This is a genomic window from Hydrogenophaga sp. (assembly GCF_030158645.1).
Classification (GTDB): Bacteria; Pseudomonadota; Gammaproteobacteria; order Burkholderiales; family Burkholderiaceae_C; genus Hydrogenophaga.
Map to the genome: position 1 here is coordinate 1 of NZ_JAOASO010000104.1, position 1,763 is coordinate 1,763.

At 67.1% G+C, this 1,763-nt stretch carries 1 protein-coding gene; it reads left to right on the top strand.

Annotation, left to right across the window (positions count from 1 at the left end; genetic code table 11):
* The first annotated feature begins 290 nt into the window (after nucleotides 1-290).
* Entirely contained in the window at nucleotides 291-1,538 is a 1,248-nt protein-coding gene (locus tag Q1W68_RS12110) for a patatin-like phospholipase family protein (protein WP_300652314.1), read from the top strand.
* Nucleotides 1,539-1,763 lie beyond the last annotated feature (225 nt).

The window sequence follows — 1,763 nt, forward strand, 5'->3', positions numbered from 1 at the left end:
GCGCAGGGCGGGTGTGACCTCAAGGTGGTGACCGCTGATCGTCAGGTTCATAGAAAGAGCCTCCATATGCTCCGGGTTGAGACAAGCCGCCTGGGGCAAGACCTCCCGGCGGCCACGGGGATGTCTTGAGTCCACTATGCACACGAAACCCGTCTGACGCAAGCCGCCAAGGGCAACAAGGCGTGTGATTGGGCGCAAAAAGGGCACCAGGGAGGTCCGGATTGGCCGGCCGTGTCCGGTTCGTTGCGGCTTGTCCTATGCTCTGACGCAAGCAGCCCACGCCGGAGTCCATGTCCCTCGACACCATCATCACGCACAACATGCTGGCCGCGTCGTCACACGACGTGCGGCCCGATGCATGCGCGCTGGTGCTGATGGGGGGTGGCGCCCGCACCGCCTACCAGGCGGGCGTGCTCAAGGCCATCGCGGCCATGCAGCCGACCAGCGCCAAGGGGTTTCCATTTGAATGGTTGTTCGGCACCTCGGCCGGTGCGCTCAATGCGGCGTACCTGGGCAGCATCGCCGGGCAGGGGCTGGCAGCACTGCCGCAACTCGCCACGTTCTGGATGGGCTTGCGCTCGGAGCAGGTGTACCGGCTCGAAGCGCCGGGCTGGGTGCGCGCGAACCGGCTCGTGGCGGGCTGGACACTGGCGCGCCAGGTCCGGCGGCATCGCGCACTGCTGGACACGTTGCCGCTGGTGAACACGCTGCACAAGGCGATCGACCTGCCGGGGCTGGAAATGGCGCTGGAGCATGGCGCCATCCACGCGCTGGGGGTGACGGCGTCGAGCTACACCAGCGGCGAACACTGGACCTTCTGCCAGACGCGTACCGGTCTGACCGTGCAACCCTGGCACCGTCCAGGGCGCCGTGCCACGTTCCAACCGATCACGATCGAGCATCTGATGGCGTCGAGCGCGATTCCGTTCCTGTTTCCGGCGGTTCCGCTGTGGGTGGAGGGCCGCAAGGAGCATTTCGGTGACGGTTCCATGCGCCAACTCTCGCCTTTGTCGCCGGCCATTCATTTCGGCGCGCGCCGCGTGCTGGTCATCGGTGTGGGCCAGCCTCAGCGTTCGGGCATGGTGGCGCGCACGGCGGGCGACCCGACCGCCGGCACCATCGCCGGCCACGCCATGGCCAGCGTGTTCCACGACACCTTGCAGGCCGATGTGGAACAGGCACAGCGCGTGAGCCAGACCTTGTCGCGCCTGCCGCCTGCGCTCGCCGCGGCCTTGCCCTATCGGCCGGTCGAGGTGCTCGCCATCCAACCCAGCTTTTCGCTCGATGAACTGGCGCGCAAACACATTGGTGAGTTGCCCACTTCGACGCGCAACACACTCGCCGGTCTGGGCGCCCTGGACACAGCACGCAGCGCGGCGGGCAGCGCCGCTTCCCTGGCGAGCTACCTGTTGTTCGAGCCGGGTTTCGTGCACGCGCTCATTGAACTGGGTGAGCACGATGCGTGGCGCAGAAAGGACGAATTGATGCGCTTCATGGCACCTCATTCGCCGCTCTCCAGCGCGGCGGCGGTGCCATAATCCGGCGACCGATCCACCCCGGAGAACGCCATGGACAGCACGCCCCCCAGTTGCGTGCTTTCAGCCACCCCCGCCACCATCTGATCGTCGCCGCGCGCGCGGCGACCTGAATCGGGCGGCCTGCTGGCTGAAAGCACCCTCACCGCCCTCGGGCCCGCCGATGCGGCCCGCCCTTTCAGACAGCAGACTTCGCCGGGAGCGCTCCATGCTCAACGTTTTCACCCT